This is a genomic window from Streptomyces sp. GbtcB7, assembly GCF_019091445.1.
Taxonomy (GTDB): domain Bacteria; phylum Actinomycetota; class Actinomycetes; order Streptomycetales; family Streptomycetaceae; genus Streptomyces; species Streptomyces mirabilis.
In genome coordinates this window covers 87035-112635 of record NZ_JAGXJM010000020.1, presented here as the reverse complement: position 1 = coordinate 112635, position 25601 = coordinate 87035, and the positions used below count along the sequence as shown (strand labels likewise).

At 72.3% G+C, this 25601-nt stretch carries 27 protein-coding genes; 16 read left to right on the top strand and 11 right to left on the bottom strand.

The window, feature by feature from the left end:
* Nucleotides 1–167 precede the first annotated feature (167 nt).
* Together KVT44_RS60130 and KVT44_RS30050 are read left to right on the top strand one after the other, a co-directional pair.
* Nucleotides 168–290 carry a hypothetical protein gene (locus KVT44_RS60130; RefSeq protein ID WP_302832118.1) on the top strand — a complete coding sequence of 41 codons (123 nt, stop codon included), beginning with the start codon at nucleotides 168–170 and terminating at the stop codon, nucleotides 288–290.
* 83 nt (nucleotides 291–373) lie between these two features.
* Complete coding sequence (locus KVT44_RS30050) at nucleotides 374–1264, top strand: Cof-type HAD-IIB family hydrolase (RefSeq protein WP_217569994.1); 891 nt, start codon at nucleotides 374–376, stop codon at nucleotides 1262–1264.
* 10 nt (nucleotides 1265–1274) lie between these two features.
* Here the strand turns inward: KVT44_RS30050 and KVT44_RS30045 are convergent, their stop codons facing one another.
* The 5 genes from KVT44_RS30045 to KVT44_RS58440 are packed head-to-tail and all read right to left on the bottom strand — an operon-like array spanning nucleotide 1275 to nucleotide 4440.
* Nucleotides 1275–1793, bottom strand: a complete 519-nt coding sequence (locus KVT44_RS30045; RefSeq protein ID WP_308314150.1) for a hypothetical protein — start codon at nucleotides 1791–1793, stop codon at nucleotides 1275–1277.
* Nucleotides 1790–2326, bottom strand: a complete 537-nt coding sequence (locus tag KVT44_RS30040) for a hypothetical protein (RefSeq protein ID WP_099921593.1) — start codon at nucleotides 2324–2326, stop codon at nucleotides 1790–1792. The genes KVT44_RS30045 and KVT44_RS30040 overlap by 4 nt, the downstream gene beginning before the upstream one ends.
* A complete protein-coding gene (locus KVT44_RS30035; protein WP_217569992.1) occupies nucleotides 2304–3578 on the bottom strand; it encodes a WXG100 family type VII secretion target in 1275 nt (424 codons plus the stop codon). The genes KVT44_RS30040 and KVT44_RS30035 overlap by 23 nt, the downstream gene beginning before the upstream one ends.
* Complete coding sequence (locus KVT44_RS30030; protein ID WP_101399342.1) at nucleotides 3578–3880, bottom strand: DUF6317 family protein; 303 nt, start codon at nucleotides 3878–3880, stop codon at nucleotides 3578–3580. Before KVT44_RS30030 ends, KVT44_RS30035 begins: the two co-directional genes overlap by 1 nt.
* Nucleotides 3880–4440: an SAV_915 family protein gene (locus KVT44_RS58440; RefSeq protein ID WP_254650055.1), complete on the bottom strand. Its 561-nt coding sequence runs from the start codon at nucleotides 4438–4440 to the stop codon at nucleotides 3880–3882. The genes KVT44_RS30030 and KVT44_RS58440 overlap by 1 nt, the downstream gene beginning before the upstream one ends.
* A 301-nt stretch (nucleotides 4441–4741) precedes the next feature.
* Here KVT44_RS58440 and KVT44_RS30020 point away from each other — a divergent pair, with 301 nt between their 5' ends.
* From KVT44_RS30020 to KVT44_RS30010, 3 genes are all read left to right on the top strand, one after another.
* Complete coding sequence (locus KVT44_RS30020) at nucleotides 4742–5254, top strand: SigE family RNA polymerase sigma factor (protein ID WP_099925518.1); 513 nt, start codon at nucleotides 4742–4744, stop codon at nucleotides 5252–5254.
* Nucleotides 5251–5757: a hypothetical protein gene (locus tag KVT44_RS30015; protein WP_190172624.1), complete on the top strand. Its 507-nt coding sequence runs from the start codon at nucleotides 5251–5253 to the stop codon at nucleotides 5755–5757. The genes KVT44_RS30020 and KVT44_RS30015 overlap by 4 nt, the downstream gene beginning before the upstream one ends.
* Nucleotides 5758–5951: 194 nt before the next feature.
* On the top strand, nucleotides 5952–6488 hold the full coding sequence (locus KVT44_RS30010) for a universal stress protein (RefSeq protein WP_254650054.1): 537 nt from the start codon (nucleotides 5952–5954) through the stop codon (nucleotides 6486–6488).
* 36 nt (nucleotides 6489–6524) lie between these two features.
* On the opposite strand, the gene KVT44_RS30005 is transcribed toward KVT44_RS30010, so the two are convergent.
* The gene (locus KVT44_RS30005) at nucleotides 6525–8057 is read right to left on the bottom strand and encodes a serine/threonine-protein kinase (RefSeq protein WP_217569989.1); all 1533 of its coding nucleotides are present in this window, start codon (nucleotides 8055–8057) and stop codon (nucleotides 6525–6527) included.
* A 107-nt stretch (nucleotides 8058–8164) separates the two neighbouring features.
* Complete coding sequence (locus KVT44_RS30000; RefSeq protein ID WP_254650080.1) at nucleotides 8165–9544, bottom strand: hypothetical protein; 1380 nt, start codon at nucleotides 9542–9544, stop codon at nucleotides 8165–8167.
* 232 nt (nucleotides 9545–9776) lie between these two features.
* On the opposite strand from KVT44_RS30000, the gene KVT44_RS29995 reads away from it, so the two are divergent.
* The 5 genes from KVT44_RS29995 to KVT44_RS29975 all read left to right on the top strand — a co-directional run bounded on the left by KVT44_RS29995 (nucleotide 9777) and on the right by KVT44_RS29975 (nucleotide 16640).
* Complete coding sequence (locus tag KVT44_RS29995; RefSeq protein WP_308314149.1) at nucleotides 9777–11843, top strand: ATP-binding protein; 2067 nt, start codon at nucleotides 9777–9779, stop codon at nucleotides 11841–11843.
* Nucleotides 11840–14314 carry a WD40 repeat domain-containing protein gene (locus KVT44_RS29990; RefSeq protein ID WP_217569983.1) on the top strand — a complete coding sequence of 825 codons (2475 nt, stop codon included), beginning with the start codon at nucleotides 11840–11842 and terminating at the stop codon, nucleotides 14312–14314. Before KVT44_RS29995 ends, KVT44_RS29990 begins: the two co-directional genes overlap by 4 nt.
* A gap of 390 nt (nucleotides 14315–14704) precedes the next feature.
* The gene (locus KVT44_RS29985) at nucleotides 14705–15412 is read left to right on the top strand and encodes an RES domain-containing protein (protein WP_217569981.1); all 708 of its coding nucleotides are present in this window, start codon (nucleotides 14705–14707) and stop codon (nucleotides 15410–15412) included.
* A 357-nt stretch (nucleotides 15413–15769) separates the two neighbouring features.
* Nucleotides 15770–16189 carry an XRE family transcriptional regulator gene (locus KVT44_RS29980; RefSeq protein ID WP_217569979.1) on the top strand — a complete coding sequence of 140 codons (420 nt, stop codon included), beginning with the start codon at nucleotides 15770–15772 and terminating at the stop codon, nucleotides 16187–16189.
* A gap of 55 nt (nucleotides 16190–16244) precedes the next feature.
* Complete coding sequence (locus KVT44_RS29975; protein WP_054234136.1) at nucleotides 16245–16640, top strand: molybdopterin-binding protein; 396 nt, start codon at nucleotides 16245–16247, stop codon at nucleotides 16638–16640.
* 60 nt (nucleotides 16641–16700) lie between these two features.
* Here the strand turns inward: KVT44_RS29975 and KVT44_RS29970 are convergent, their stop codons facing one another.
* From KVT44_RS29970 to KVT44_RS29960, 3 genes are all read right to left on the bottom strand, one after another.
* Nucleotides 16701–17861, bottom strand: coding sequence for an NAD-dependent formate dehydrogenase (locus tag KVT44_RS29970; protein WP_217569977.1), 1161 nt, complete (start codon nucleotides 17859–17861; stop codon nucleotides 16701–16703).
* 133 nt (nucleotides 17862–17994) lie between these two features.
* A complete protein-coding gene (locus KVT44_RS29965; RefSeq protein ID WP_217569976.1) occupies nucleotides 17995–18927 on the bottom strand; it encodes a LysR family transcriptional regulator in 933 nt (310 codons plus the stop codon).
* A gap of 63 nt (nucleotides 18928–18990) precedes the next feature.
* Entirely contained in the window at nucleotides 18991–19467 is a 477-nt protein-coding gene (locus KVT44_RS29960; protein ID WP_054234138.1) for a molybdopterin-dependent oxidoreductase, read from the bottom strand.
* Nucleotides 19468–19642: 175 nt separating this feature from the next.
* Here KVT44_RS29960 and modA point away from each other — a divergent pair, with 175 nt between their 5' ends.
* From modA to KVT44_RS29945, 3 genes are read left to right on the top strand one after another with little or no spacing between them, the layout of a single operon-like run.
* Complete coding sequence (modA, locus tag KVT44_RS29955) at nucleotides 19643–20479, top strand: molybdate ABC transporter substrate-binding protein (protein ID WP_217569974.1); 837 nt, start codon at nucleotides 19643–19645, stop codon at nucleotides 20477–20479.
* A complete protein-coding gene (modB, locus tag KVT44_RS29950; RefSeq protein WP_217569972.1) occupies nucleotides 20476–21342 on the top strand; it encodes a molybdate ABC transporter permease subunit in 867 nt (288 codons plus the stop codon). The genes modA and modB overlap by 4 nt, the downstream gene beginning before the upstream one ends.
* Nucleotides 21339–22424 carry an ABC transporter ATP-binding protein gene (locus KVT44_RS29945; protein ID WP_217569970.1) on the top strand — a complete coding sequence of 362 codons (1086 nt, stop codon included), beginning with the start codon at nucleotides 21339–21341 and terminating at the stop codon, nucleotides 22422–22424. Before modB ends, KVT44_RS29945 begins: the two co-directional genes overlap by 4 nt.
* Before the next feature lie 36 nt (nucleotides 22425–22460).
* Here KVT44_RS29945 and KVT44_RS29940 read toward each other — a convergent pair whose 3' ends face one another.
* A complete protein-coding gene (locus KVT44_RS29940; RefSeq protein WP_190172634.1) occupies nucleotides 22461–23471 on the bottom strand; it encodes an FkbM family methyltransferase in 1011 nt (336 codons plus the stop codon).
* Nucleotides 23472–23540: 69 nt separating this feature from the next.
* Between KVT44_RS29940 and KVT44_RS29935 the strand changes: the two genes are divergently transcribed.
* From KVT44_RS29935 to KVT44_RS29925, 3 genes are all read left to right on the top strand, one after another.
* Nucleotides 23541–24002: a cupin domain-containing protein gene (locus tag KVT44_RS29935; protein WP_308314148.1), complete on the top strand. Its 462-nt coding sequence runs from the start codon at nucleotides 23541–23543 to the stop codon at nucleotides 24000–24002.
* A gap of 200 nt (nucleotides 24003–24202) precedes the next feature.
* On the top strand, nucleotides 24203–24625 hold the full coding sequence (locus tag KVT44_RS29930; protein ID WP_229889357.1) for an ATP-binding protein: 423 nt from the start codon (nucleotides 24203–24205) through the stop codon (nucleotides 24623–24625).
* A 125-nt stretch (nucleotides 24626–24750) separates the two neighbouring features.
* Nucleotides 24751–25599 carry a hypothetical protein gene (locus KVT44_RS29925; protein ID WP_217569968.1) on the top strand — a complete coding sequence of 283 codons (849 nt, stop codon included), beginning with the start codon at nucleotides 24751–24753 and terminating at the stop codon, nucleotides 25597–25599.
* Nucleotides 25600–25601 lie beyond the last annotated feature (2 nt).

Genomic DNA, 25601 nt, shown 5'->3' with positions numbered 1-25601 from the left:
ATGATCCTTTTGGTAAGGCGAGAGCCCTTGCTCATATCCCCCGGGTAGGGTGACGGAAATGGAGATCCGCCAAGCGACGGCCGGCGCCGCCCAGCCCGACACGACCCCGGTCCGTAAGCCGTGACCGGCCGGTTCGTGCTGAACACGACGGGCCCGACCCCGGACTCATGCCGCTCGGCGGCCCCATCGGGGGCCACCCCGCCCTGCCGGATCCCCTGCGGGACGCCGTGAACACACCGGCTCCACTGCCGCCGCCGGCCGAAGCCGGGGCGCTGGGCGACGCCGACTGAACCGCCCGAAGGCCACTCGACCCAACGGCCCCGCACGCCCCCTGCCGCCCGTCGCCCCCGCAACCCCCGCCACAGGAAAGAACATGCTCCCTTCTCAGCCCGCGACCACCCCCGCCACCACCCCCCTGACCGTCACCGTGCCCCAGCCCGCGGAGGGAGCCGCCGCCGACATCCGGCTCATCGTCACCGACATGGACGGCACGCTCCTGGACGACGCCAAGCGCATACCCGACGGCCTGTGGTCGCTCCTGGCCGAGCTGCGCCGACGGGACGTGCTCTTCTGCCCGGCGAGCGGCCGTCAGTACGCCACCCTGGCCAAGGAGTTCGCCGACGCGGGCCAGGGCATGGTGTTCATCGCCGAGAACGGCACCTACGTCGTACGGGACGGCGTGGAGCTCAGCTCCGACCCGCTGGACCCGTCCGTCGCCGCGCGCATCGTCACCACGACACGGGGGTTGCGGGCCGAGGGCGTGGACGTCGGCGCGGTGGTCTGCGGCAAGCGGTCCGCGTACGTCGAACGGACCGACGAAGCGTTCCTGGCCGAGGCCCGGCAGTACTACACCCGGCTCCAGCCCGTCCCCGACGCGACCACCGTCGACGACGAGATCCTCAAGGTCGCCCTCTTCGACTTCGGACCGGTGGAGCGGGCCACCGCCCCGGCCCTGCGGCCCTTCACCTCGACCCACCAGGTCGTCATCTCCGGCGAACACTGGGTCGACATCATGAACGTCACCGCCGACAAGGGCGCCGCCGTACGCCGTCTCCAGGACGACCTGGGCATCACACCCGCCCAGACGATGGTGTTCGGCGACTACCTCAACGACCTCGAAATGCTCGACACCGCCGACTGGTCCTTCGCCATGGCCAACGCCCACCCCGCCATCATCGACCGGGCCCGCCACCTCGCCCCGTCCAACAACGAGAACGGCGTCCTGCGCACGATCACCCGCCTGCTCCACCTGCCCCCCATGTGACCGCGGCCGATCAGCCCTCCACTACCCGCCGCGCACCGACCTCGCTCGGGTACTCGCGGACGGTGAACGCGGCGAGGACCCAACCGACGGCGTACGCGAGAAGGGCCGGCAGGACGGGCGCCGCGATCAGGAAGAGGATGCGGCCGGCAAGGGCCAGCCCCGTGGAGCGGCGGGTCTGGTCACGTTTGCGGCCGCGGGCCTCGCTGGGGGTCGGCGGGTCCAGGAGGTCCCTGCGGTGGCCCCTGCGCTGCACCACCCACCCCCAGACCAAGGCCACACAGGAGGCGGCCACCTGCGCCCGGTCCCACACCGTGCGCACGCCTGACGGCAGGTCGCCGCGGAACGACTGGTAGAGCACGAGCGCGATGTAGCAGGCGAAGGCCAGCACGGCGAACCAGAGGACGGCCCCGGAGACCCGGCGCAGCCAGTAGCGCGCACCACGCTCGTACCAGGTGGTGCCGAGCCCCGGCAGGGCCGGGATCCGAGCGGGGGCTCCGAGTGGCGGAGAGCCAGACGATTTTGTGGTCACGCCGAGGATCCGTGTTCCTGCAACCAGCGCCGAGCGCCGACCTCGCTGGGGTACTCACGCACGGTGAGCCAGGCGACCAACCAGCCGACGATGTACGCCGCGAACGCCGGCATGACGGGCGCCGCGAGGATCACGAGGCCCCGGCCTGCGGCTACCAGGCCGGGGGCGCGCCTGTTGTGGTCGCGCTTGGCCTGACGGGTCTGCTCGGGGGTGGGCGGGTGCAGGAGGCCTTCGCGGTGGCCCCGTCGCTGCTTCACCCACCCCCAGACCAGGGCCACGCAGGACGCGACCACCTGCGCCCAGTCGCACACGGTGCGCACGGTGGCCGGCATCTCACTGCGGAACCCTTGGTAGAGGCTGATCGAGAAGAAGCAGACCATGGCCATCACGATCAGCAGGAAGACCGTCGTACGGGCACGGCACAGCCAATAGAGCGCACCGCGCTTGTACCACGTGGTCCCGAGCTTGGGCAGGGCCGGAATATGGGCGGGGGTCCCCAGGGCGGGAACCTCAGAAGATGCTCTTGACGCCATGCCAGATGTCCTTCGCCATTCGTACGCCGTCGTCCCCGGTTTCCGTGAAGACGTGGCCCGTGCCGGTCAGCACACCACCGACTACGCCGTGGTCGTGGATGTCCTCGCTCCAGTGCTCATGGAAGGAGTGGTCGAGGAGACTGGTCGCGCCCACCGCGGCCACGACCCCGACGCCGGCCAGCGCGACCGCGCCTTCGACGGGCAGCGCGGCCACAACTCCCGCGCCGACGGCGACGCCGCCGAGTGCGGCACCGCCGTCGACAACGACGGAGTGCTGCCAGGACCAGCCCTTGTCGTGGTCGTCCTTCGCCTCCACCAGACCGCACGCCGCAGCCGCGGCGACGTCCAGCACCGGGACCTCCTTGAGGAACTCCGGCAGCGCTTCGAGGCTTCGCCCGACACGCAACGCCTCGGCCGCGTCGGCCAGTTTGATGTTGAGGGCCCGGTCGTAGGGGAGCTTGGTGCTGCCGTGGTCGGCGCGGGCGATGTCCTCTTCCAGCGAGTCGACCCTCGTCATCGCGTCGCGGTAGGCGCTCTTGGCGGGGAGGTCCTTGGGCAGTGCGCGGCCTGCCTTCTGGAAGGCCTTGCGCTCGGCGCGGAGTTCCTTCTTGGCCGCCCGCTCCTCCTCCTTGGCACCGTCGATCAGTGTGCGGGCCTCCTTGCCGCCGGCTCGGGCGTCCTCGGCGTCGTATGCGTACAGACCCCGCAGCATGTCGGCAAGGGTGATCTTGTCGCCCGGTGACACCGACGCGGTGACCTGTGCGTACAACCCCCGCAGCTTGTCCGCCGCGACCAACCTCGCGTGCTGCGCCGTATACAGGATCTCCGTGCGCACCTTGTCGTACTCGCCGAACGCCGAGATCGTCCGCTGTTCGTCGGCGCTCGGCGGGTCGGACGTCACGAACTGGAGCGGAGCGCCCTGGGCGCCCATGGGTACGCCCTTCTTCACGGCGATGTGCTCGGCGTTCTGCAGGGCGGTCTCGCAGGCGGACAGCGCGCCGACGAGGGTGTCGAGAATGTCGCCCGCGTCGTGGACGAGGCCCGCGAAGGCCCCCGCCGTGAGGGCGTCCTCGCTCCAGGTGGCGCGGAAGGCCTCGGCCGCCTCGCCCTTCCAACTCGCGTCGCCGACCAGTTCCTCGACGGCGCTGCTGAGCGGATGGACGACGTCCTCGAGCTTCTTCTTGGCGTTCTTGTACGTCTCGGCCATCGTGCGCAGTCCACCGATGTCGCCGCCGACCCAGCTGTCGCTCATCAGCCGTCCCCCACCATCAGGTCCTCGAACAGACCGTGTACGTCGATGTCGTGCCGCTGGAACGAGTCGCGGGCGTACGCCACCTTGTCGCCGTGGTCGTCCAGCCGGTCGGCGAAGCCGGTGTGCAGGGCGACGATGAGGTCGGCGACCTCCTTGATGGCGTGGTCGAGGCCGCTGTCACCGCCGCTGACGACGGGCGGGGCGACCTGGTCGTGCAGGTTCCGGTAGTGGGTGGCCTCGTCGTGGAAGGTCTTGGACATCGAGGTGAGGTCGCTCAGGACCGCCTTGAAGTCGGGCGGCATCAGCGCACCTCCCGTGCGTAGGCGGCCAGATCGTCCGGCTGCCAGTTGTGGTGTCCGGGCGCGACGCGCGGGTCGACGCGGACGGTGACGCCGTGCTCGCGCACTCCCTCGGCCAGCGGCCCGATCGACGTGGCGACCCACGGCTGGGCCTCGCCGAGCGCGGCCACCAGCCGGGCCGGCGTGGTGAAGGCGAGGGCCACGGTCCCGTCCGTGGGGTGTTCGAACAGTTCGTAGGCGATGAAGGGCACGCGGGTGGGGCGGCCGGAGGCGTCCAGCGCGTCGACGTAGCGCGGATGGGCCGGGACGAGCACGGGGGTGTGGTAGGCCGGAACGCCGGGCTTCGGGGCCTGCCGTCCCTCCGCGTCCCGCAGTACGGGCGGCTCCGCCTCGGCGTAGTCGAGCAGGCGCGAACGACGCGGCTCCGGCTCCGGGTTCGACGGACGAGGTTCCAGGGCCGAGGAATCGGCCTTGGCCGACGGCTCGGCCGGCCCGGTCTCGGCGTAGTCGGAAATGTGCGACCGTATCGGCGCCCCCACCGCCGTCACCTCTTCACTCTTCACCGTGGGCATGGTTCGGCCCGGACGTTTTGGCGCGCTCACCCTAACGACCGGCCCCGAGGGCAAATCCCGCTATGTCAGGCTGCCGGGCCGTGTACATGCCGAGTGCATGCCTACTGCATACCGACCGCATACCGACCGCATGCTGAACCGATACGGCCGCTGTGACCCAGCTCTCATCTCCCCCGTGCAGCAGATGAGGGGGCTGCCCCGTCGTGGAGGGGTGACAGGAAGGGAGGAGCGTGTGGATCTGGCAACCGAGTGGAAGCTGGGCGCCGAGCGGGGCGGGACCGAGTCGCTGGACATGGACTTTCCCGCTTTCGTCGCCGCCCGGTCGGCCGCCCTGTTCCGTGGCGCCCTCGTCTTGACGGGAAGTCGCGAAGCCGCGGAGGACCTGCTCCAGGAGACCCTGGAACGGACCTGCCGCAAGTGGCGCACGATCGCCGCCAAGGACGCCCCCGACGCCTATGTGCGGCGGATCATGGTGAACCTGGCGAACGACCGTTGGCGAAGATTCCGCCGCACGACCCCGCACCCCGACAGCGGCGGCGACCGAGCCGCTCCGGGGGACGAGTACGGGCAGATAGACAGCAGGGACCAGCTCGTTCGCGCCCTTCAGCAGCTGCCGATGCGTATGCGCACGGTCGTGGTCCTGCGGTACTTCCACGATCTGTCGGACGCGGAGATCGCGGCCGATCTGAAGATCTCGACGAGTACCGTACGGTCCCAGCTCGCTCGTGGGATCGAGAAGCTGAGAAGCCAGTTCCCCGCGCTCCCCGGCCCTTCACCGCAGCGGCCCACGGAAGGAAACCGATGACTTCACACGATGCACGGCCTTCCAGCCGCACCGGTTACACACCCTTCGAAGAGGAACTGGTGAACGCCATGAACGAATTCGCGAACTCCGCCGACGCGCCGTCCGTCGACACCGTCGGCATCCTGCGCAAGACCCGCCGCAAGCGCGTCACGGCCATCGCGGGTCTCGCCGCCGCCCTGATCGTGGCCGGCGGCGGTACCGCCCTGGCCACCGCCGTCACCAACGGATCCAGCCCCGCGAAGCCCGCCGCCGCGACCACCGCGGCCGGCAACGACGCCACCAACGTGCTGCTGAAGGGCAGCAAGTTCCCGCTGGAGTTCGCGGGCCTCGACCTGGACTTCGCCAAGCAACTGCTGCTGAAGGGCCAGCTCAAGCTCGGCACGGTCAGCAAGGTGGACTGCGGCAAGAACGGCAAGCCGGGCTCGGTCCACTCGGTCGACCCGCACAGCCCGAAGACCGTGTCCATCGGCGCCACCATCAACCTGACCATCTGCGCCGGCTGATCCAAGGCACCCCAACCGCCCCCCGGTCGTCGCGAGCTCCGACGACCGGGGCGGACGACAGAGGTGTGTGCCGAAGTGTCATGAACGGTCGGGACCTCGTCAGGTGAACGCCAACACCCTGGCCCGCCGCCCTCCCCCCGCGTTCGATGGAACGCGGATACCCGTGTCGACGTACGCCGAGGGGTGAGCGAGCGATGGGCGAGGGACAGCGGCGGCGGATCGTCGTGGGGGTGAGCGGTTCGCCGGGGAGTCTGGCGGCGCTGCACCGGGGCGCGTTCGAGGCGCGCCGCACCGGCGCCGTACTGCTGGCCGTGGGTGCCTGGGAACCGCCGCGCGGCGCGCTCGCCCACCCGAGTTCGATGCTCGCGCCGCCGATGACCGAGTTCCGGCAGATGGCGGACGACCGGCTGCTCACCGCCCTGGACACGGCCTTCGGCGCCGACGGGCCCGGGGTGCCGTGCCGGGGGCTGGTCGTGTGGGACCGGCCGGGGCGCGCCCTGGTGCGGACCGCCGACCGGATCGGCGACCTCCTGGTGATCGGCGGCGGGCGGCGCGGCCGCATGCGCCGGGCGCTGTTCCCGTCCGTCGCGCGCTACTGCCTCGCACACGCCGCCTGCCCGGTACTGGCCGTACCGCGCTCACCCCTGCACCGCGAACTCGCCTCCGTACGCCGCCGGGTCAGCCTGCGCCTGCCGCTCGACGCCAGCGAACTGACCGACGGCAGGTCCTGACCTGCGGTTCTGCCGTCCCGGCCCCGCCGTCCGGACTCAGCCGACCCGGAAGCCCGCCGAGACCGTGTCGAAGACCGGGCGGAAGGTGTCCCACTTGAGGTCCGGAGCCGAGAGGTAGATGTCGTACTCCCGGCCGCCCTCCTGCCCGAAGCCCAGGTCGATGGCGCGGAACGCCCGGACCCGGCCCTTGAAGGTGAACTCCCACACGGCCGCGGGCTTCTCCTGGAACGTGGTGCGCTGCATGCGCAGTTTCCGATACGAGGAGGGGTAGTTGAGCTTGGTGTTCGCCTCGATGTTCGTGAAGTGCGACTCGGGGTTCGCGCCCGCCGGCTCGACCATGCCGATCGTGAGGTCCACGAGACGGGTTTCGTCGACGTAGGTGACCTGTTCGGCCGTCGCCTTGCCGCGCTTCCAGCCGTCCGGGACCGGGAAGGAGACGCCCAGCTTCTTCTCCGTGACCAGGTGGTAGCCCGCGGGAACGGCCGGCGGCGCGGAGGCGGAGGCGGCTGCTTTGTGGTGGGTGCCGCCGCTCTTGTCACCCCGGGTCATGGACCACCCGCCCGCCACGGTAGCGGCCGCCAGCACCACGGCCAGCGCGCTCCAGACGGCCACCCGGCGCCCACGGGCCCGGGGCGGTGCGTCTTCCCGCGCCGGTGCCACCGTCGTCGCGGTCGGCGGAGACGGTGCCGGTGCCGGTATCGACGCCGGTATCGGTGCCGGTACCGGACGCGTGGGCGTCAGCTGCGTCGGTACCCCCGAGACCACTTCCCTCAGAACCCGCTCCACCTCCTCCGCCGACGGCCGCTCCTGCGGTTCCTTCGCGAGCAGCGCGTCTATGAGGGGTTCCAGCGGCCCGGCTTGCTTCATGGGGTCGACCGGGTCGACGGCGATGGCGTACGCCGTCTCCACGGCCGTGGCCTTGCGGAACGGAGGCCGCCCCTCGACGGACTGGTAGAGGGTCGCCCCGAGCGCCCACAGGTCCGCGGCGGGTCCGGGCTTCTTGCCCCGCATCCGTTCGGGCGCGATGTAGTCGATCGAGCCGATGATCTCGCCGGTCTTGGTCAGCGTCGAGGTGCCGGTCGCCATGGCGATGCCGAAGTCGGTGAGGACGACGCGGCCGTCGGCGCCGAGCAGGACGTTGCCCGGCTTGACGTCACGGTGCAGCACCCCGGCGGCGTGCGCGGCCCGCAGCGCGGCGACCATGCCGAGGCCGATCCGGGCGGCCTCGGTGGCCGGCACCGCGCCGCCGCCCGCGAGCAGGGCGGCGAGGGTGGTGGAGGGCACGTACTCCATGACGATGCAGGGCAGCCCCTCGTCGTCCACCACGTCGTGCACGACGACCACGTGGGGATGGGCGATACGGGCGGCGCTGCGCGCCTCGCGGCGGGTGCGCTCGTGGAGGGTGGCGAGCTCGTCGTCGGTCAGGTGCCGCTGGACATGCAGCCGCTTGACCGCGACCTCCCGGCTGAGGACCTCGTCCTCGGCACGCCACACCGTGCCCATGCCGCCACGGCCGATCTGTTCGATCAGCCGGTAGCGCCCGGCGACCAGCCGCCCCTCGTCCGCCACCGCGTGCCCCTTGCCGTTCCTTCCGGAGCGCTCGCTCCGGACCGGTTCGAACCATTTCGCGTTCGATTCGTGTCGACACCATAGTCGGCGCAGGTTGCGGGGCAGTCTCAGCCGTCGTCCCGCTCGTCCGGGGCCGCGAGGACGAGTTGGGTCAGCGGAGTGGGGTCGCCCGTGTCCAGGGTGACCCGGTAGAGGCCGGGCGCGGGCACGGTGACACGGGCCGCGAGGTGGTCGTCGTCGCCGTACAGCCGAGCCGGTCGGGCGAAGGCCCCGCCGACCTCCTCGACCGCGCAGTCCAGCCCCGCGGGACTGTCGACGCCGCTCACCCGGACCGTCCAGGGCGTGCCCGGCGCGACGAGGTCCGGGACCTCGATGCCGACCCGTGCCCCGGCCTGCGGGGGGCCGAGGTGCTCGTCCTCCTCCAGGAACGAGGTCACCGCCTCCAACGCGGCCTCCCCCTGGGCCAGCGCACCGTGCTGCAGCGCGAGGGGCACGATGGCGCGGTTCAAGGGGGAGGTCGCGGACTCCTTGTGTACGGTGCCGTCGCCACCCACGTCGAAGCGGCGCGGGGCGCCCGTCTCGTCGCGCATCAGCTCGCCGTCGCTGTGCTCGCGGTAGCAGTGCTCGGAGGCGGTCAACACGCCCTGACGGAGGGTCAGGGACTGAAGGGTGGGCTGGCTGATGCCCACCAGCGCCCGGTGCCCGGGCAGCGCCCGCCCGCGCAGGGTGTCGTGCAGGGTCTGGGAGTCGACGGCCAGATCCTTGTCGCCGCCCAGGTCGGCGATGTCCGTGGGGCTGAGCCGGCGGATGTTCAGGCCCTCGTCGAGACAGGGGAACGTCGGGAGCAGGTCGTGCAGACCCGGCATGGTGTAGGCGAGTCTCCTGAGCCTGCCGTGCGGCAGCGGAACCGGCGCGCCCTGCCCGGTGTTGAGGATCGCGGCGGCGGCCACCGCCCCCTGGAAGGGCGTACCGAGGGTGAGCACCCCACGTGTGTCCGCCGCGAGGTCGCCGTCGGGGCCGTCGGTGAGAGCGGCAAGGGTGAGCAGTCCGCCCATGGAGTGCGCGACGAAGACGAGCCGACCCTCCCGTTCGTCGACCCGGTGCTTGCGGGCGAGCGCGTGTGCGGGGTGCCGCCGCCACCGTTCCAGGTGTTCGCGCGCCGCCTCGGCGAGGAACCGGGCGTTCGTGGCGACGGACAGTCGCCAGTCGTAGGCGAAGGGCAGCACGGCCTCCGGGTCGGCCACGCTCCGGGTGACCGTGGCGACCAGGTCGTTGTAGGGCTCGATGCCGCGCAGGAACGGGCTCCAGGCGGGGGTGCGCAGCAGGCGCCGGGCCCGGATGCGGCCGAGGCGGCCCTCGCGTTCGTCGGGCGTGAGGCGCAGGGCGCGTAAGCCCCGGGGCGCCGTCCACGCCTTCAGCAGCCATCCGGCGTTCGCGAGGCCCCAGACGACGTCGCCCGACTCGGTGTCGTACAACTCGCTCCCCATAATGCCGGGAACGACGACGACGGCGTCCTGCGTCGTGTTCGGGGAGAGGCCCGGGAGGCGGTAGGGCCGCTCGTCGAGGCGGCGGCCTGCGGTATTGGGCTGCGAGGGCTCGGTCATGGCGGGAAGAATAGAGAGCATGCGAGGGCGGGCGGGCGGGCTTGTCAGGATCGGGGAGCCGGGGGACGCCGGCGATACGGGGCGGGCCACGGCGGGCCGTGCGTCGGTGAATGCCGTGGACGAGGACTCCACGCGGCGCACCCTGTTGACCCTCGCCGTCCGCGACTACGGCGACGGGGACGCGGAGTTCACCGCCGGCATCGACGAACAGCTCTCCGTCGTGGCCGACTGGTGGTGCGCGCCGGGAGCACCGGAGCCCTTCACGCACGTCCCCGCGCCGGAGCTGCGCGAGCGCTACGACGTGGAGCGGTTCCTGCACGAGAGCGGGGTGCGCGAGATGCGCGGCCGCGCCCTGGTCGTCTTCATCACGGGACACGGCCAACTAGGCGCCTCCCGCACCCATTTCCTCCAGTTACCGAGGACCGAACCCCGGCGCCAGCTGGCCACGGCCATCCGCACCAGCGAGATCGTCGCCGCCGCCCTCGACTCCCGCGCCGAACACGTCCTGGTCGTCATCAACACCTGCTACGCGGCCGGGATCGCCGAGGAGCTGGAGAAGCTGCACCAGGAGATCCTGCCGAGCCGGCGCACCGGCGGCAGCCTGGACGTCGTCGCCACCTGCGCCCACGACCAGCTGGTCCAGGTACGGCAGTTCCCCTCGGTGATGCGCCGTGTGCTGGAGCGGCTGCGCACCACCGCCCAGATCACCACGCCCTGGCTGAGCGTCGCCCATCTGATGACGGAGTTCGAGAGCGAACTCGGCACCGACACCGAGCGGCGCAAGCACCGGCTCAAGCGGGTCCTGGACGGCGGCGGCCAGACCGCCCTGACGCCCTGTCTGCCGAACCCCGGCTACCGGCCGGTGCGGGAACTGGTGGGGCCCGCGCGCCGCCAGGTCGCCACCCCGGCCGACGAGGTCGACCACTGGCTCGACCGCGCCAGCGGCCGCCCCCAGGAGACCGACCCCGGCTGGTACTTCAGCGGTCGCGAGGGGCTGGGCCGCGCCGTCACCGCGTTCCTCGGCCGTCCTCGCGGTGTCCTGCTGTTGACCGGAACCGCCGGGAGCGGCAAGTCGGCCGTGCTGGCGCGGGCCGTGACGCTCAGCGACCCGCTGTTCCGCGACGACCCGCGCTACGGCCCCGCGCTGCGCTCGGCCGCGCCCGAGACCGTCCCGCCCGAGGGCTCCGTCACCGCCGCCGTACTGGCCCGCCACCGCACCGCCTCCGACGTGCTCGGCGACCTGCTGCGCGCCCTGGAACTGCCACCGCGCCCGGCCGGGCCGACCGACGACCCGGTGGAACTGCGCCGCACCCAGCTGCTGGCCCATCTGGACGAACCGGGCGACCCGGTCACACTCGTCCTCGACGGCCTGGACGAGTCCGTCGAACCCTTCCGCGTGGTCAGGGACGTCCTCGCCCCGCTCACCACCCACTGCGGCGCCGCCCCCGCCCTGCCCGGCCAGCGCCGCCCGGAGCGGCAGCGGTCCCTGCGGCTGCTGATCGGCGTACGCAGCAGCCGTCCCCGTGCGGACCGCGCCGCCCCTCCCGGCCCCGCGGGGCGGGAGGCGGGGCTGCTCGGCGCGCTCCGGGAGGTCTTTCCCACGGCGTCCGTGCTGCGTACCGACGAGACGGACAGCGAGAGCGACATCGCCGACTACGTCCAGGCGCTGGTCGGCGCCGAGACGTCCGACGGCGACAGCACCCGGCAGGCGGCCGAGACCGTCGCCAAGCGGGTCTGGCCGTCCTTCCTGGACGCCCGGCTGGCCGGCGAGCAGCTGCACCACGCGTCCGACCCCGACGCGCTGGCGGGCAACCCCGACTGGCTCGACCTGCTGCAGGCGGGCACCATCGGTCTGCTCCGGCGCGATCTGGCGCTCGTCGAGGACGAGGGGCTGCCCGCGGAGGTCGCCCTCGCGCTGCTGCGGGCCGCCGCGTTCGCGCTGGGCGCGGGGATCCCCTGGTCGGACGTGTGGCCTGCCGTCGCCGGGGCGCTGCTCGGCCGGCCGGTCGAGGAGCCGGACCGGATGATCGAGAACCTGCTGAAGAGCAGGCTCGCCGGATATCTGGCCCACGACGACGAGGACGACCGGCTGGTGTACCGGCCGGCCCACGAAGCCCTGGCCGAGCTCCTGCGGGATCCCCGCCAGGACCTGCTGGCCGGCGTCGGGGGCGACGCCGTATGAGCGACGCGGACAGCCCGTACCGCGCGCCCCGTCCGGGCCGCTCCGACACGGGCGACTCGAAGACGTGGGCCGACGACTCCAAGGCGTGGACCGACACCAAGGACGCGCACCGGCTCATCGCCGAGGCGCTGGCCCGGCTCGTCGCCACGGACCCGACGATCCCGCCGCACCCGTACCTCAGCCGCCACCTGGCCCATCACGCGGCCCGGGGCGAGGTCCTCGACGACGCCCATGTACCGCTCGCCGTACTGCCCTGGGAGTCCAGCGCGAACGTGCGCACACTGCTGCGGCAGAGCGACGCGGTGAGCGCCGCGCGACGGCAGGAGTGGCTGGAGGCGTGGGCCCGCATCGAGCCCTTCATCGGCGGCGCCGGTCCGGACTCCCGGCTGACGAGCCTGCACCTGGCCCATCACGCGGCGACCCGCCCCCGCACCCCGCTCGACACGTCCGCCGCGCGGGTGTCCGGTTCGCGCGTCACCCCGCTGTGGAGCGACTGGACGGCGCAGGACAACGTACTGGCGGTCTCCGAGACCCGCCTCGAATCGCTGACCCGCACCACGACCACCGACGGCCGCTCCCTGCTGGTCAGCGGCGACAACCACGGCACGATCCGCATGTGGGAGCCGCACGGCGTACCGGCGATGGCGCCGCTGCACACGTACGGCGGCGCGGTCCAGCATCTGCTGCCGCTCCCGGGCGATCTGCTGCTCTGCGCGGGCACCGACGGTTCGGTGCGCGTCTGGCACCTCACCCGGGGCCAGCTGCTCGCCGAACCCGTCCACCGCCCCGGCACCTGGGTCAGCGCCCTCACCCTCTTCGCGGCGAAGGACGCCCCGGAGGTCGTCCTCGTCGCCCACAGCGACGGCCGTCTCGGCGCGCTGGATCCCGTCACCTTCCGGCCCGTCGACACCCCGCTGCCCTCCCTCGATCCCGCGCCGGCCCTGCTGAGCGGGGTCGGTCTGGGCGGGGCGGAGGGGATGGCACTGGCCGTGGCCCAGGGCCGGCGCGTGCGCGTCTGGGATCCGCGGCGGGCCGACGGGTACACGTACGAGCACGAGCACGAGGGGGCGGTGCGGGCCCTGGTGGACCTCGCGGCACCGGGGCGATACGCGCTCTGCGACGACTCGGGGTACATCGGTTTCCGGGACGCCTCGACGGGCCGGGAGACGGCCGTCGCGCCCGCTCCGCCCGCGGGGCCCGTCGTCGCGCTGACCGCCCTGACCGTGGCGGGCCGGGCGGCGGTGGCGTCCGGGGGCAGCGACCACACCCTGCGGGTCTGGGACGCGCGGACGGGCGCGGCGATCGGCGGCCCCCTGGAAGGGCACACCGCTCCTCCCGTGGCTCTGACCACCCTGCCGGGCACCTCGCCGGGCACCTCGCGGGAACTCCCCGCCCCGACCGGGCAGAAGCTCCTGGTCTCGGCCGGGCAGGAGGTCCTCGTCTCGGCCGGCGCGGACCACACCCTGCGGCGCTGGAAGCCGGGCGGCCCGGGCGTCGGCGCCGGGCGCGCGGTCCGGCGGCCCGTCACCGCGGCGGCGCTGTCCGGTCCGGGGTCCACCGCCGGGGCGCCACTGATCGCCGTGGCCGACGAGTCCGGTACGGCGCTGTGGGACACCGGGACCGGTCGCCCGATCGCCCTCCCGGCGGGCCACGCCCCAGTGACCGCCTTCGCCTCGGCGCGCGTCCGGGGCGAACCCCTGCTGGTGACCGCGCACAGCGACGCCGGAATCCAGCTGTGGTCCCTGGACCGGGGCGCCCACGCCGCCCCCGCACGGCTGGCCGGACTCCTCGGCCACAGCCTGCCGGTGCGGTCGATGGCCGCCTTCCCGCACGACGGGCGGACCCTGCTGGTCACCGGGGGCGCCGACGGCACCGTACGCCTGTGGGACCTCGACCGGGTGTGTGCGCTGGCCTGCCGGGAGGACCATCTGCTCAGCGTCCGGGACGTCGCCGTGCTCGACACGGCACGGGGTCCGCGGATCGTCTCGGCGGGCACCGACGGGACCGTACGGCTCTGGGATCCGGTGACGCTGCGGCCCGTGGGGGCGCCGCTCCACTGCGAGCAGCGGGTCGTCAACGCCGTCGCCGCCGTGCCCGTCGACGAGCCGGACGGTGCCGAACTCGTCGCGTCCGGCGGGGAGGACGGCACGATCCGGCTCTGGGATCCCGGCACCGGGCGGCCGGTCGGGCGGCGGCTGGACATCGGCGACGGGCCGGTGGCCGCGCTGGCGTTCTTCAGGACCGCGACCGGCCGCCCCTGCCTCGCGGCGACGGGCCCCGGCGGAACCATCCACCTGTGGGACACCGACACCGGCTCGCATCTGCTGCGGATCGTGACGGGCAGCCCGCTCGGGGCCCTCGACGCGCTCGACGCCCGGCAGCCGGGCGGCCCGCGCCCCGAGCACCCCGTCCTCCTCGCGGCCGGAGTCGCGGGCGTATGCGTGTTCGACATCCGAATGGAGGGGCGCTGATCCGGCGCCCGCCGGGCCGCCGAACGTGGGCGTGCGCCTCCCGTGTGCCCCAGCGCCCCCCTCTCGCGCCCCCGCCACGGCGTGGAAGCGGGCATCCGGGGGCGCGCGCTACGGGAGAATGATCGCCCGCATGTTCCGGCGGAACATGCGGGCGAGGGACACGTACGACCACGGGAACGTACGGCCACAGGAACGTACGGGCACGGGAACGTACAGGCACGGGAACCTGCGGGACACAGGGACGCGCGCCTCGTGCGGACCGCGCGGCACACCTTCCGCACGGCACGCGGGCCGCGCGGGCCACCCGAACGCCGGCCCCTCGGCCCGCCGGGCGGCGCCCCGGCAGTGCGGCAGCGGACGCAGACCATCAGCTCAGCAGCGAGGACCAGGATGAACAACAGCCCTTCGGCGGTGACCACAGCCCACTTACCGTCCCTCGTCCCCGCTCCGGAACGCGGAGTGTGGCGGCTGGGCAAGAGGGACCACCCCAAGGAGTACAACCGGCTCGAACCCGAGACCAGCCAGGGCTCCAGCGCGGGCCGCTTCAGCCTCGCCACCTACGGAATGCTGTACTGCGCCAGCGATCCGGCCGGCTGTTACGCCGAGGCGCTCGCGCCCTTCCGCGTCCACCCCAAGCTGCGCGGGCTCATCGGCCACGAGTGGGACGAGCGGCCCAGCCACATGAGGCTCGGCCACCTGGCCTCGGGCTGGCGCGAGGACCACATCCTGGTCCGGCTCGAACCTGCCAAGGACGCCCAGTTCCTCGACGTCGACGCCGAGGCCACCCGGGCCGTCCTCGCGCGCGAACTCCGGGGCGAGCTGGCGGCGTGGGACATCGAGCCCCCGCTCACCGACCTGCACATCCACGGGCGCGACCGCAGGCTCGCCCGGCAGATCGCGGCCTGGACGGTCGCCCAGCGCAACGACGCCGGCCACCGGCTGGCCCAGGGCATCGCCTACCGCTCCGGATACGGCGGGCGCACCTGCTGGGCCATCTTCCACGACGTCGATCTCGTCGAGGCCGAGCGGCGCCCCATCCAGCCGGAGTCCCCCGAACTGCGCGCGGTCGCGGCGGAGTACGGCCTGCGGATCTTCTGAACGGGGTACGTGGATCTCCTCATCACGGCGCGTGGATCTCCTGAACGGGGCCTTCGGGTCCGCCGAACGGCGCCCGTCCCCCGGGCGTTCGGCCGCACCCGCGTCGCCCGATCGGGCGGTGCTCCGTCCCGTACCCATCGACGGCGACGGAGAAAACCCCTGGTCAAACCCCTCACGCCATTTTCGAGGTGGGATTTCACAGGGGATTGAAGGGGGGAAAACGGTGGAGTGAGAGACCCTCTGACGGGTAGACTTCCCTCAACACAACTGAGGAGACGCCATGTTGACACCCCGTCTGTCACCCCTCGCGCCATCCCGCGTCTTACCCGTTTCATGACCGCCAGGAAGCGAGGAATCATGCAGCCACTGCGAGAGCCCGCGTCCAAGACGGTCACCACGAGCGTCACCGACACGGTCACCGAGACCACCGCGCACGCCAACACGGTCCAGAAGTCGATCGCCGACATAGCGCGCTTCCTCCAGGACAACTTCGGGCAGAAACTCACCGCGTTCATCGCCGGTATCGAGGACCCGAAGCAGGTCGGCAAGTGGTCCAGCGCCCAGAACAGCCCGAGAATCGACTCCGAGCTGCGCCTGCGGGCGGCCTACCAGGTGTTCCAGATCATCGAGCTCCAGGAGAACTGCCACACGGCACGCGCCTGGATGATCGGCATGAACCCGCAGCTGGAGGACGACTCACCGCTGCAGGCCATCGCCGAGGACCGGCACAAGGACGTGATGGCGGCGGCCCGCTCGTACGTCAAGGGCGATCTCTGACGCGCCCCACGGGCTTGCTTGCATATGCAAGGATCTCGCGCCTATCTTGGCGCGCATGCAGTCCTACACCATCGGTCAGGCGGCCCGGCTGCTCGGCGTGAGCCCGGACACCGCACGGCGGTGGGCGGACGCCGGGCGGATGGCGACGCACCGGGACGAGGGCGGGCGGCGGCTGATCGACGGGCGGGATCTGGCCGCGTTCTCCGTCGAGCTCGCCAAGGGCGGCAGCGGTGAGGAGGACGCCTCCTACACCTCTGTGCGCAACGCGTTCCCGGGCATCGTCACCGCCGTGAAGCTCGGCGACGTGGCGGCCCAGGTGGAGATCCAGGCCGGACCGCACCGGCTGGTCTCCCTGCTGACCCGGGAGGCCGTGGAGGAACTCGGCCTCGAGGTCGGCATGGAGGCCACCGCCCGCGTGAAGTCGACGAACGTGCACATCGACCGCGTCTAGGGCCTGTCTTTCGCATCGGGCCCGTCGGGCGGCGGCCTCGACGGCCGTCGGTCTACCCGCTCATCGGGTGACGGAGTACGAGTGCGCCCCCGTCCCCGCCAGCGCACCCCCGTCGACGATCAGGTACTCGTCCCGGATCGGGGTCCCGTCGAGCCAGGACTCCAGGATCTCCCGGGTACCCGCCGCGTAACGGGCCTGCGCGGACAGCGACGAACCGGAGATGTGCGGGGTCATGCCGTGGTGCGGCATGGTGCGCCAGGGATGGTCGGCCGGCGCGGGCTGCGGATACCAGACGTCACCCGCGTAGCCCGCCAACTGCCCTCCGCGCAGCGCCCGGTCGACCGCGTCCCGGTCCACGATCCGGGCCCGCGCCGTGTTGATCAGATAGGCGCCGCGCTTCATCGTGGCGAGCAGCTCGTCGCCGAACAGGCCCTCCGTCTCCGGGTGCAGCGGCGCGTTGATGGTGACGACGTCGCAGAGCGGCGCCATCTCGGCGGCCGTGGCGTGGAAGGTCAGCCCGAGCTCCCGCTCCAGCTCCGCCGGCAGCCGGTGCCGGTCCGTGTAGTGCAGCTTCACGTCGAAGGGCGCGAGGCGGCGCAGCACCGCGAGGCCGATGCGTCCGGCGGCGACCGTACCGACGTGCATGCCCTCCAGGTCGTACGAACGGGCCACGCAGTCCGCGATGTTCCAGCCACCGTCCAGGACGACCTGGTGGGAGGGGAGATAGTTGCGGACGAGGGAGAGCGTCATCATCACCACGTGTTCGGCGACGCTGATGCTGTTGCAGTACGTCACCTCGGCGACCGTGACACCGTGCGCGATGGCCGCGTCGAGGTCGACGTGGTCGGAGCCGATGCCCGCCGTGATCGCCAGCTTCAGGTTCTTCGCGGCGGCGATCCGCTCGGGGGTCAGATAGGCGGGCCAGAACGGCTGCGAGATGACGACGTCCGCGTCCGGCAGCTCCCGGTCGAAGACGGAATGGTCGCCGTCCTTGTCGGAGGTGACGACCAGGGTGTGCCCGCGCTCCTCCAGGAAGCGGCGCAGACCGAGTTCGCCGCTCACGCTGCCGAGGAGGTGGCCGGGGGTGAAGTCGGTCGCCTTCGGAGTGGGCGTGGTCTGACCGCCGGGATAGTGGTCGATGACGGGGAGATCGTCCCGGGCGTACGTCGTGGGGTATCCGTCGGTCGGGTCGTCGTACAGCACGCAGAGCACCTTGGCCATGACGCGGCTCTCCTCAACTCCGTTGATCGCGGGCTCCGTTGAACGGACGGTGCTGTCACGATCCTCGGAGCCGATCGCGCTGGTCAAAGCGAACCTCGCTATGCCCGTATAGACGGCGGCTATCAACGCGCCCTCAACCGCGCCCGCCCAGATAGGTGTGGAGCAGCGCGTCCAGCGCGTCCCTCACCCGCGCCTCCCGCGCTACCGTCAACAGCGCCTCCGCGAGGACGGACGGAGGGTCGTCCCGCACCATGACGAGCCCCACCCTCGGCCCGTGCGCGGGCCCCTCCAACGGAACCACCCGCATCCCCTCCGGCACCCCGAACATGTGCAGCCAGGCATGGGAGATCACGCTGGACCAGCGACCACTGGGCAGATGCGCGTACAGCCCGGCGACACTGTCCGACTCGATCGCAGGGGTCGCCTTCGCGCCGTCCGCCGCGAAGCACTCGTCGATGATCCGCCGGTTGCGCATCCGGGGACTCAGCAGGCACAGGGGCAGGGCGGCCGCGTGCGCCCAGCGGGCGGTCGTCGCCGCGCCGAGCGGACCGGTCACCGGGGTGAGGAGCACATACCGCTCCTCGTACAGCGGGAAGCGGCGTACGTGACGGAGCTCTTCGTCGTCGAGATACGTCATCGCCGCGTCGAGCTCGAACTCGGCGAGCCCCTGGGTGATCTCGGCCGACGACAGGGACTCCAGGCCGACGCGGGCCCCCGGGTGGCGTTCGCAGAACGGGGTGGTGAGGAGGGAGGCGGCGGGCAGCGCGGTGGGGACGATGCCCAGGCGCAAGGTGCCGGTCAGGCCGCCGCGCAGCGCCGACAACTCCTGGTGCAGGGCGTCGCGTTCGGCGAGGATGCGGTGCGCCCAGGCGAGTACCACCTCCCCCTCCGGGGTCAGCCCCTCGTAGCGTCGGCCCCGGCGCACGATCGGCACGTCCAGCTCGTGTTCGAGACGGCGGATCGCGGCGGACAACGAGGGCTGCGAGACGAAGCAGGCGGCCGCCGCGCGGGCGAAGTGCCGCTCCCTGGCCAGCGCGACCAGGTACTCCAGCTGACGCAGCAGCATCCACGACCTCCCCGGCGGGTCAGGCTCGCAGACGCGGGTGCGTGGCGTCCATGCCCTGCCCGTCTACGTCCACGACGGGTAGCGGCCGTCCACGCGGATCGCGTTGATGCCGCTGATGTGCCGGGCGCCGCAGCGGTCCTGGGGCAGCACGAGCTGGGGGCCCGCCCGGTCCAACGGGGTGTCGTCGATGCCGACCGCGAGGAGGACCGGGGCGTGCCCGAAGTCCGGGTCGATCTCGGCCCAGGTGAGGAGCGCGTGATGGCCGTCCGCCCCGGCCACCGCGATGAGGAAGCGCAGCCGGTCCTTGCGGCGGGCGGGGTCGAAGCCCGGTCCGGCGTCGTGCAGGACGTCGTGCAGCAGGGGCCCCTCGAAGCGGTGGTGCTGTACGCCGCTGGTGGCGCACTCGAAGCTGACCCGGGCCCGGTGCTGGGGCCAGGCCAGCAGGTCGGGCACGGTCAGCCGGACGGGGCGGGCGAGGTCTCCGGTCAGGGCGACCGACGCGAGCGAGTGAGCGGGCGACTGAGTCGGGGACTGCCCCACTGGGCACCACCTCCCGAATGTCCGTACCCAGGAGGTGGTCCGGTACAAACGCACATGCGTACATCCAGACAACGATCGTGCAGCTCATGCGATGCGACAGGAGACTTCCGGCTTGCATCTGCGGAAGTATGATCGGCGTAGGCATGCCTGAGGCTTCCGAGGGAGTAGACCCGTGATGACCCGATCCACGCGCCGGACCCGCACCCGCACTCTGCGCGTGGCCGGCGTCGGTGCCGCCGCGCTGCTGGCCCTGAGCGCCTGCTCGTCCTCCGACTCCGACTCCTCCTCCAACTCCTCCCCGAAGTCGGACACCTCGGCCTCCTCCTCGCCGAAGCTTTCCGGCACGGTGACCGTGTTCGCCGCCGCCTCGCTCAAGGAGAGCTTCACGACCCTGGGCAAGGAGTTCGAGAAGGCCAACCCGGGCACGAAGGTCACCTTCAACTTCGGCGGCAGCGACACGCTCGCCGCCAGCATCACCGGGGGCGCCCCGGCCGACGTGTTCGCCGCGGCCAGCCCCAAGACGATGGCGATCGTGACGGACAAGAAGGACGCCGCGACCACGCCCGCGACCTTCGTGCGCAACCAGTTGGAGATCGCGACCCTGCCCGGCAACCCCGACAAGGTCGCCTCCCTGAAGGACCTCACGAAGTCCGGCCTCAAGGTCGTACTCTGCGACAAGACGGTGCCGTGCGGTGCCGCCGTGCAGAAGGCGCTGGACGCGAGCAAGCTGAAGCTCTCCCCGGCCTCCTACGAACAGGACGTCAAGAGCGCCCTGACGAAGGTGGAGCTGAAGGAGGCCGATGCCGCCGTCGTCTACAAGACCGACGTGAAGGCGGCGGGTGACAAGGTGGAGGGCGTGGAGTTCCCCGAGTCGGCCAAGGCCGTCAACGACTACCCGATCGCCCTGCTCAAGGACGCGCCCAACGCGGAGGCGGCGAAGGCGTTCATCGCGCTCGTGCAGTCCGCCGAGGGCCAGAAGGTACTCACCGCCGCGGGGTTCCTGCAGCCGTGACCGAGCTGGACGTCTCCGACGCCGCGGCCGACACCCTCACCGGTGGGCCGCGGCGCCGGCACGTCCGGAAGGTCGGCCGGCCGACCGGGGTCCCGCTCCCCCTCCTCCTCCCCGCCCTGGTCGGCCTGGCCTTCCTCCTCCTCCCCCTGATCGCCCTGCTCCTACGAGCCCCCTGGCGGGACCTCCCGAACCAGCTGACCAGTACGGAGGTCTGGCAGGCGCTCCAGCTGTCCCTGGTCTGCGCCACGGCGGCGACCGGGGTGAGCCTGGTGCTGGGCGTGCCGCTGGCCTGGCTCCTCGCCCGTACGGACTTCCCCGGCCGGGGCTTCGTGCGGGCCCTGGTGACGCTGCCCCTCGTGCTGCCTCCGGTGGTGGGCGGTGTGGCGCTGCTGCTGGCGCTCGGGCGCAACGGCGTCGTCGGGCAGTGGCTGGACTCGTGGTTCGGGATCACGCTGCCGTTCACCACGGCGGGCGTCGTGGTCGCGGAGGCGTTCGTGGCGATGCCGTTCCTGGTCATCAGCGTGGAGGGCACGCTCCGGGCGGCCGATCCGCGCTACGAGGAGGCCGCCGCGACGCTCGGCGCCTCCCGGTTCACCGCGTTCCGGCGGGTCACCCTGCCGTTGATCGCGCCCGGAATCGCCGCCGGTTCCGTATTGGCGTGGGCGCGGGCCCTCGGCGAGTTCGGGGCGACGATCACCTTCGCCGGCAACTTCCCCGGTCGCACCCAGACCATGCCGCTCGCCGTCTACCTGGCCCTCCAGAACGACCCGGCCGCCGCGATCGCCCTGAGTCTGGTCCTGCTGGCGGTGTCGATCGCGGTCCTGGCAGGCCTCAGGGACCGCTGGACGGCGGCGCCGTCATGACGGACCCGACGCTTCCCCCGGGCAAGCCCTCCGCCTCCGACAAGGGCCTCGACGCCCACCTGGTCGTCCACCGCGACGCCTTCCGTCTCGACATCGCCCTGGCCGCCGCGCCCGGTGACGTCGTCGCACTGCTCGGGCCGAACGGGGCGGGCAAGAGCACCGCGCTACGGGCGCTCGCGGGGCTCACACCGTTGTCCGACGGCGGCCGGATCCGGCTGGACGGCACGGACCTGGGGCGTACGCCGCCCGAGGGCCGCCCGGTCGGCGTCGTCTTCCAGGACTATCTGCTCTTCCCGCACCTGTCCGCCCTGGACAACGTGGCGTTCGGGCCGCGCTGCCAGGGCGTACCGAAGGCGACGGCACGGGAGCGGGCCGCGCGGTGGCTGGACCGGATGGGGCTGGCCGAGCACGCGGCCGCCAAACCGCGCCGACTGTCCGGCGGACAGGCGCAGCGCGTCGCGCTCGCCCGCGCGCTGGCCACCCACCCCCGGCTGCTCCTGCTCGACGAGCCGCTCGCCGCGCTGGACGCGCGCACCCGCCTCGATGTGCGCTCCCAACTCCGGCGCCACCTCAGCGACTTCGAGGCCGTCGCCGTACTCGTCACGCACGACCCGCTGGACGCGATGGTGCTCGCCGACCGGCTGGTCGTCGTCGAACACGGCCGGGTGGTCCAGGAGGGGACACCGTCGGACATCGCCCGCCACCCGCGCACGGACTACATCGCCCAGCTCGTCGGCCTGAACCTCTACCGGGGCGCGGCCGAGGGCCACACCGTACGACTGGACACGGGTCCGGCGATCACCACGACCGAGGACCTGGCCGGTCCCGTCTTCGTGGCGTTCGCGCCCAGTGCCGTCACGCTGTACCGCGACCGTCCGACCGGCTCCAGCGCGCGCAACCTGTGGCGGTGCGAGGTCGCGGGCCTGGAGACGCACGGCGACCAGATCCGCGCGGACCTCACCGGAGAGCTCGCGCTCGCCGCGGACCTGACGACGGTCGCCGCGGCCGAGCTCGACCTGCACACCGGGGCGCCGGTCTGGGCGACGGTGAAGGCCGCCCAGACGCACGCGTATCCGGCCTGACGAGGCCTGAAGAGGGGGAGGGGCCACTCCTCCCGGTCACTCCTCCTTGGGTACGGCTTCCGCGCGGACCATCACGCAGTCGAACTCGACGACCCGGCCGGTGCTCTCCTCGCGCGTCACCGGGTACATCCCCGAGATCTCGAACCCGCTGCCCTCGTACGTGGCGATCGACTCGCTCATCCGGGGGCTGCCCTCGTAGAGCCGCAGGGCCGCGACCTCCGACTGCATGCCCACGAAGTCCGCGATCCGCTCACCGGCCCCCGCGAACACCTCCAGGTCGTAGCCCTGGGTGTCCATCTTCAGATACGGCCGGGGGTCGGCGATGCCGTCGAGCGCCTTCTCCAGCATCCCGTCGAGGCGCCGGATCTCGATCTCCTCGGTGTTGGTCTTCGCGAACCGGAGATAGCGGTCCTTGCCGTAGTCGCTGGGCGGGAGAAGGGAGTTCATGGTGTTCCAGCCCACGTGGATGGACTGGGCGGAGTCCTCGCGGCCGAGCCCGACGTTGTACACCCACCAGTCGTCGTCCTTCTTGGCGGCGCGCTCCAGCTTCTCGAAGGCGTCCTTGGTGGGTTCGAAGGAGACGATCCGGCCGGTGTAGCCGAGCTTGCGCAGCCGCCGCCCGTACTGGCCGGAGTTCGCGCCCACGTCGAAGACACAGTTGACCTGGTACTTCTCCAGCAGGGCCGTAACGTGCTGGGTGCACAGATACTCGGCGGCGGCCAGCTGGAAACGGCGTTCGTCGGCCGCCGAGGCCGTCTCGTCGACCAGCAGCCGCCCACCGGACTCGCCGAAGGAGACACTGCCCCAGACGTCACCCGGCGACGAGGGCTCCCGGGCGACCACCCACATGTCCGCCTTCGCCTCCGCGCCCACCGGTGTGACCACGTACTGTCCGCTGCCGCGGGCGATCAGATCGGCGGCGCGCCCCAAGGGGACGCGGGTACGTTCGCCGCGCCGGTAGACCACCGCCGCACCCGAACCGAGATCAAGAACCCGCACCCCGATCCGGGGCAGCAGACCGAGCATTCTTCTGTAAAGGGTCGGCATCCCCACACCCTTTCAGACTCCTGTGAGACACGGGAGTGGTCGGAGAACTTTCGAGCGGAAGGACGGAAAGTGAACACGAGCACCGATCCGGAGAAACCGGCGACGGCCGCCGCACTGGGCATGCGGAGGCATCCCGAGGGCGGCTGGTTCGTGGAGACATGGAGGGCGGCGCGGGACTTCCACCCCGCCGGCTACCCGGGTCCCCGGGCCGCCGCCACCGCCATCTACTTCCTGCTGTCCCCCGGGGAGACCAGCGCCTGGCACACGGTCCGCTCCGACGAACTGTGGCTGTGGCACCGCGGCGGCCCCCTCGACCTGCTCCTCGGCGGCGACGGCGAAGCCCCGGACGCGGAGCCGACGGTCCTCCGTCTGGGCCCCGCCCTGGAAAGCGGCGAGCGCCCGCAGGTCCTGGTCCCCGGCCACGTCTGGCAGTCCGCCCGCCCGGCCGACGACCGAGAAGTCCTGGTCAGCTGCGTGGTGGCCCCCGGCTTCGACTACGCGGACTTCCGCCTCCTCGGCAACGGGCCCTGAACCACCGGCAACCCCACCGTGAACCACCAGCAACTCTGTACATCCTTGGCGGCTTTGTGACCTCCGCCCCTGGTTGCCGATCGCCGGGGGCGGGCATCACCGGAGGGCAGGACCGGCCGCGCACCGTTTCGCGCGGGTCCCGGCCGGCGGGGGTCCGGTCGCCGGGTACCGGTTGTCCTGGGAGGGGAAGTGAGGTTGTCATGCGTGCGCAGCAGCGCGCCGTCCGACTGACCGCCCGCGTGGAGTACACACTGCCGCGCGCGGCCGTTTCGGCAGGCAGGGCCCGCAGGTTGACCTCGGCGTTCCTGACCCGTCCGCGTCCGCGGACGGCGGCGCCGACCGCCGACCAGGTCGACGACGCCACGCTCATCGCTTCGGAGCTCGTCGCCAACGCCGTCCGGCACGGCCGTACGGGCTGTCGGCTGCGGCTGCAGCTGGGACAGGGCGGCGAGGTGACCGTCGAGGTCCATGACGACAGCCCCGGCCGCCCCCGGGTCGGACTGGTGGACACCGACGCCGAAAGCGGCCGCGGCCTCGCGATGGTCCAGCAGCTCGCCCACCGCTTCGAGGTCGTCAACACGGGCGTCGGCGGCAAGACGGTCCGGGCGATCCTGGCGGTGTAGCCCCGCCCGCCTCACCCGGGAGGGTGACCCGGGGCGGCCCGTCCAGCGGAGTCGACCGGTGGAGAGCCCGCCCGCAGGTAGAGACAAGCATGCGCTTCTCTCCTCACGAGCCTCACGAGCTCCCCGTGCCGCAACCGCCGCGCGAGCCGGGCAAGCCGCGCAAGAAGATCCGGGTGGCGGCGGTGGCGGCCACGACGGCGCTGGCGGGCGCCCTGACCGCCCTCCTGCTGCTGCTCCCCGGCAACGGAGGCGCGTCCCCGCACCCGGTCTCGGCGGACGAGGCCCAGCGCATGGCACTGGCCCGATTCCGCGCGTACGAGGCGAGTCCCGCGGAGGTGACGGTGCGGCTGCCCGCGGCGGAGACGGGGGACGGGACGATCACGGTGCGTGCCGTGGTCGACCACCATGTGCACCGGGCCGTGGGCGCGTACGAGATCGTCGACGACACCCGGACCGTGCAGGGCCTGCTCGCCTGGGACCTGGAGGACATCGCCGTGGCCCGCCCGCCGGCCGCCGAGCCCGGCGCCGAGCCCGGCCGAACGACGGCCAGGCCCCCCGCCCCGGACATCGTGACGACCGCCGCGCAGGCCGTCCGCAGGGCCGGCACCCTCAAGGGCGAGGAGTGGACCCGCCGCCCCTACTCCACGGCGCCCCTGGACCGAGCCCTGCGCCTGGTGGTGTCCGTGGCCGCGGACCGGCCCGACAACGCGGCACTCCTCGCCCGTTCGGGTCCGCTGTGGCTGCGCGACGAACGCCTGGACGGCCACGGTTACGGCGTCTTCTCCGCCCCGCGCCCCGGCCCGAGCGCCTCCGCGAGCCCCGCCGACGACTCCACTCTCACCTACTGGATCGACACCGACGGCAATCTCCGCCGTGTCACGGCCCGGATGTCGCCGGGCCACTACGCGACGGTGGACTTCGTGGCGACGAGGGTGCGGACGGGCGTCCCCGGCGCCCCGTGGATGAAGGGCTGAGG

What these genes read in the sequence shown, in the direction of transcription:
- KVT44_RS60130 (WP_302832118.1), top strand. Translation starts at nt 168, where the DNA reads ATGCCGCTCGGCGGCCCCATCGGGGGCCACCCCGCCCTGCCGGATCCC.
- KVT44_RS30050 (WP_217569994.1), top strand. Translation starts at nt 374, where the DNA reads ATGCTCCCTTCTCAGCCCGCGACCACCCCCGCCACCACCCCCCTGACC.
- KVT44_RS30040 (WP_099921593.1), bottom strand. Translation starts at nt 2,326, where the DNA reads ATGGCGTCAAGAGCATCTTCTGAGGTTCCCGCCCTGGGGACCCCCGCC.
- KVT44_RS30035 (WP_217569992.1), bottom strand. Translation starts at nt 3,578, where the DNA reads ATGAGCGACAGCTGGGTCGGCGGCGACATCGGTGGACTGCGCACGATG.
- KVT44_RS30030 (WP_101399342.1), bottom strand. Translation starts at nt 3,880, where the DNA reads ATGCCGCCCGACTTCAAGGCGGTCCTGAGCGACCTCACCTCGATGTCC.
- KVT44_RS30020 (WP_099925518.1), top strand. Translation starts at nt 4,742, where the DNA reads ATGGACTTTCCCGCTTTCGTCGCCGCCCGGTCGGCCGCCCTGTTCCGT.
- KVT44_RS30015 (WP_190172624.1), top strand. Translation starts at nt 5,251, where the DNA reads ATGACTTCACACGATGCACGGCCTTCCAGCCGCACCGGTTACACACCC.
- KVT44_RS30010 (WP_254650054.1), top strand. Translation starts at nt 5,952, where the DNA reads ATGGGCGAGGGACAGCGGCGGCGGATCGTCGTGGGGGTGAGCGGTTCG.
- KVT44_RS30000 (WP_254650080.1), bottom strand. Translation starts at nt 9,544, where the DNA reads ATGGGGAGCGAGTTGTACGACACCGAGTCGGGCGACGTCGTCTGGGGC.
- KVT44_RS29990 (WP_217569983.1), top strand. Translation starts at nt 11,840, where the DNA reads ATGAGCGACGCGGACAGCCCGTACCGCGCGCCCCGTCCGGGCCGCTCC.
- KVT44_RS29985 (WP_217569981.1), top strand. Translation starts at nt 14,705, where the DNA reads ATGAACAACAGCCCTTCGGCGGTGACCACAGCCCACTTACCGTCCCTC.
- KVT44_RS29980 (WP_217569979.1), top strand. Translation starts at nt 15,770, where the DNA reads ATGCAGCCACTGCGAGAGCCCGCGTCCAAGACGGTCACCACGAGCGTC.
- KVT44_RS29975 (WP_054234136.1), top strand. Translation starts at nt 16,245, where the DNA reads ATGCAGTCCTACACCATCGGTCAGGCGGCCCGGCTGCTCGGCGTGAGC.
- KVT44_RS29970 (WP_217569977.1), bottom strand. Translation starts at nt 17,861, where the DNA reads ATGGCCAAGGTGCTCTGCGTGCTGTACGACGACCCGACCGACGGATAC.
- KVT44_RS29965 (WP_217569976.1), bottom strand. Translation starts at nt 18,927, where the DNA reads ATGCTGCTGCGTCAGCTGGAGTACCTGGTCGCGCTGGCCAGGGAGCGG.
- modA (WP_217569974.1), top strand. Translation starts at nt 19,643, where the DNA reads ATGACCCGATCCACGCGCCGGACCCGCACCCGCACTCTGCGCGTGGCC.
- KVT44_RS29945 (WP_217569970.1), top strand. Translation starts at nt 21,339, where the DNA reads ATGACGGACCCGACGCTTCCCCCGGGCAAGCCCTCCGCCTCCGACAAG.
- KVT44_RS29940 (WP_190172634.1), bottom strand. Translation starts at nt 23,471, where the DNA reads ATGCCGACCCTTTACAGAAGAATGCTCGGTCTGCTGCCCCGGATCGGG.
- KVT44_RS29930 (WP_229889357.1), top strand. Translation starts at nt 24,203, where the DNA reads ATGCGTGCGCAGCAGCGCGCCGTCCGACTGACCGCCCGCGTGGAGTAC.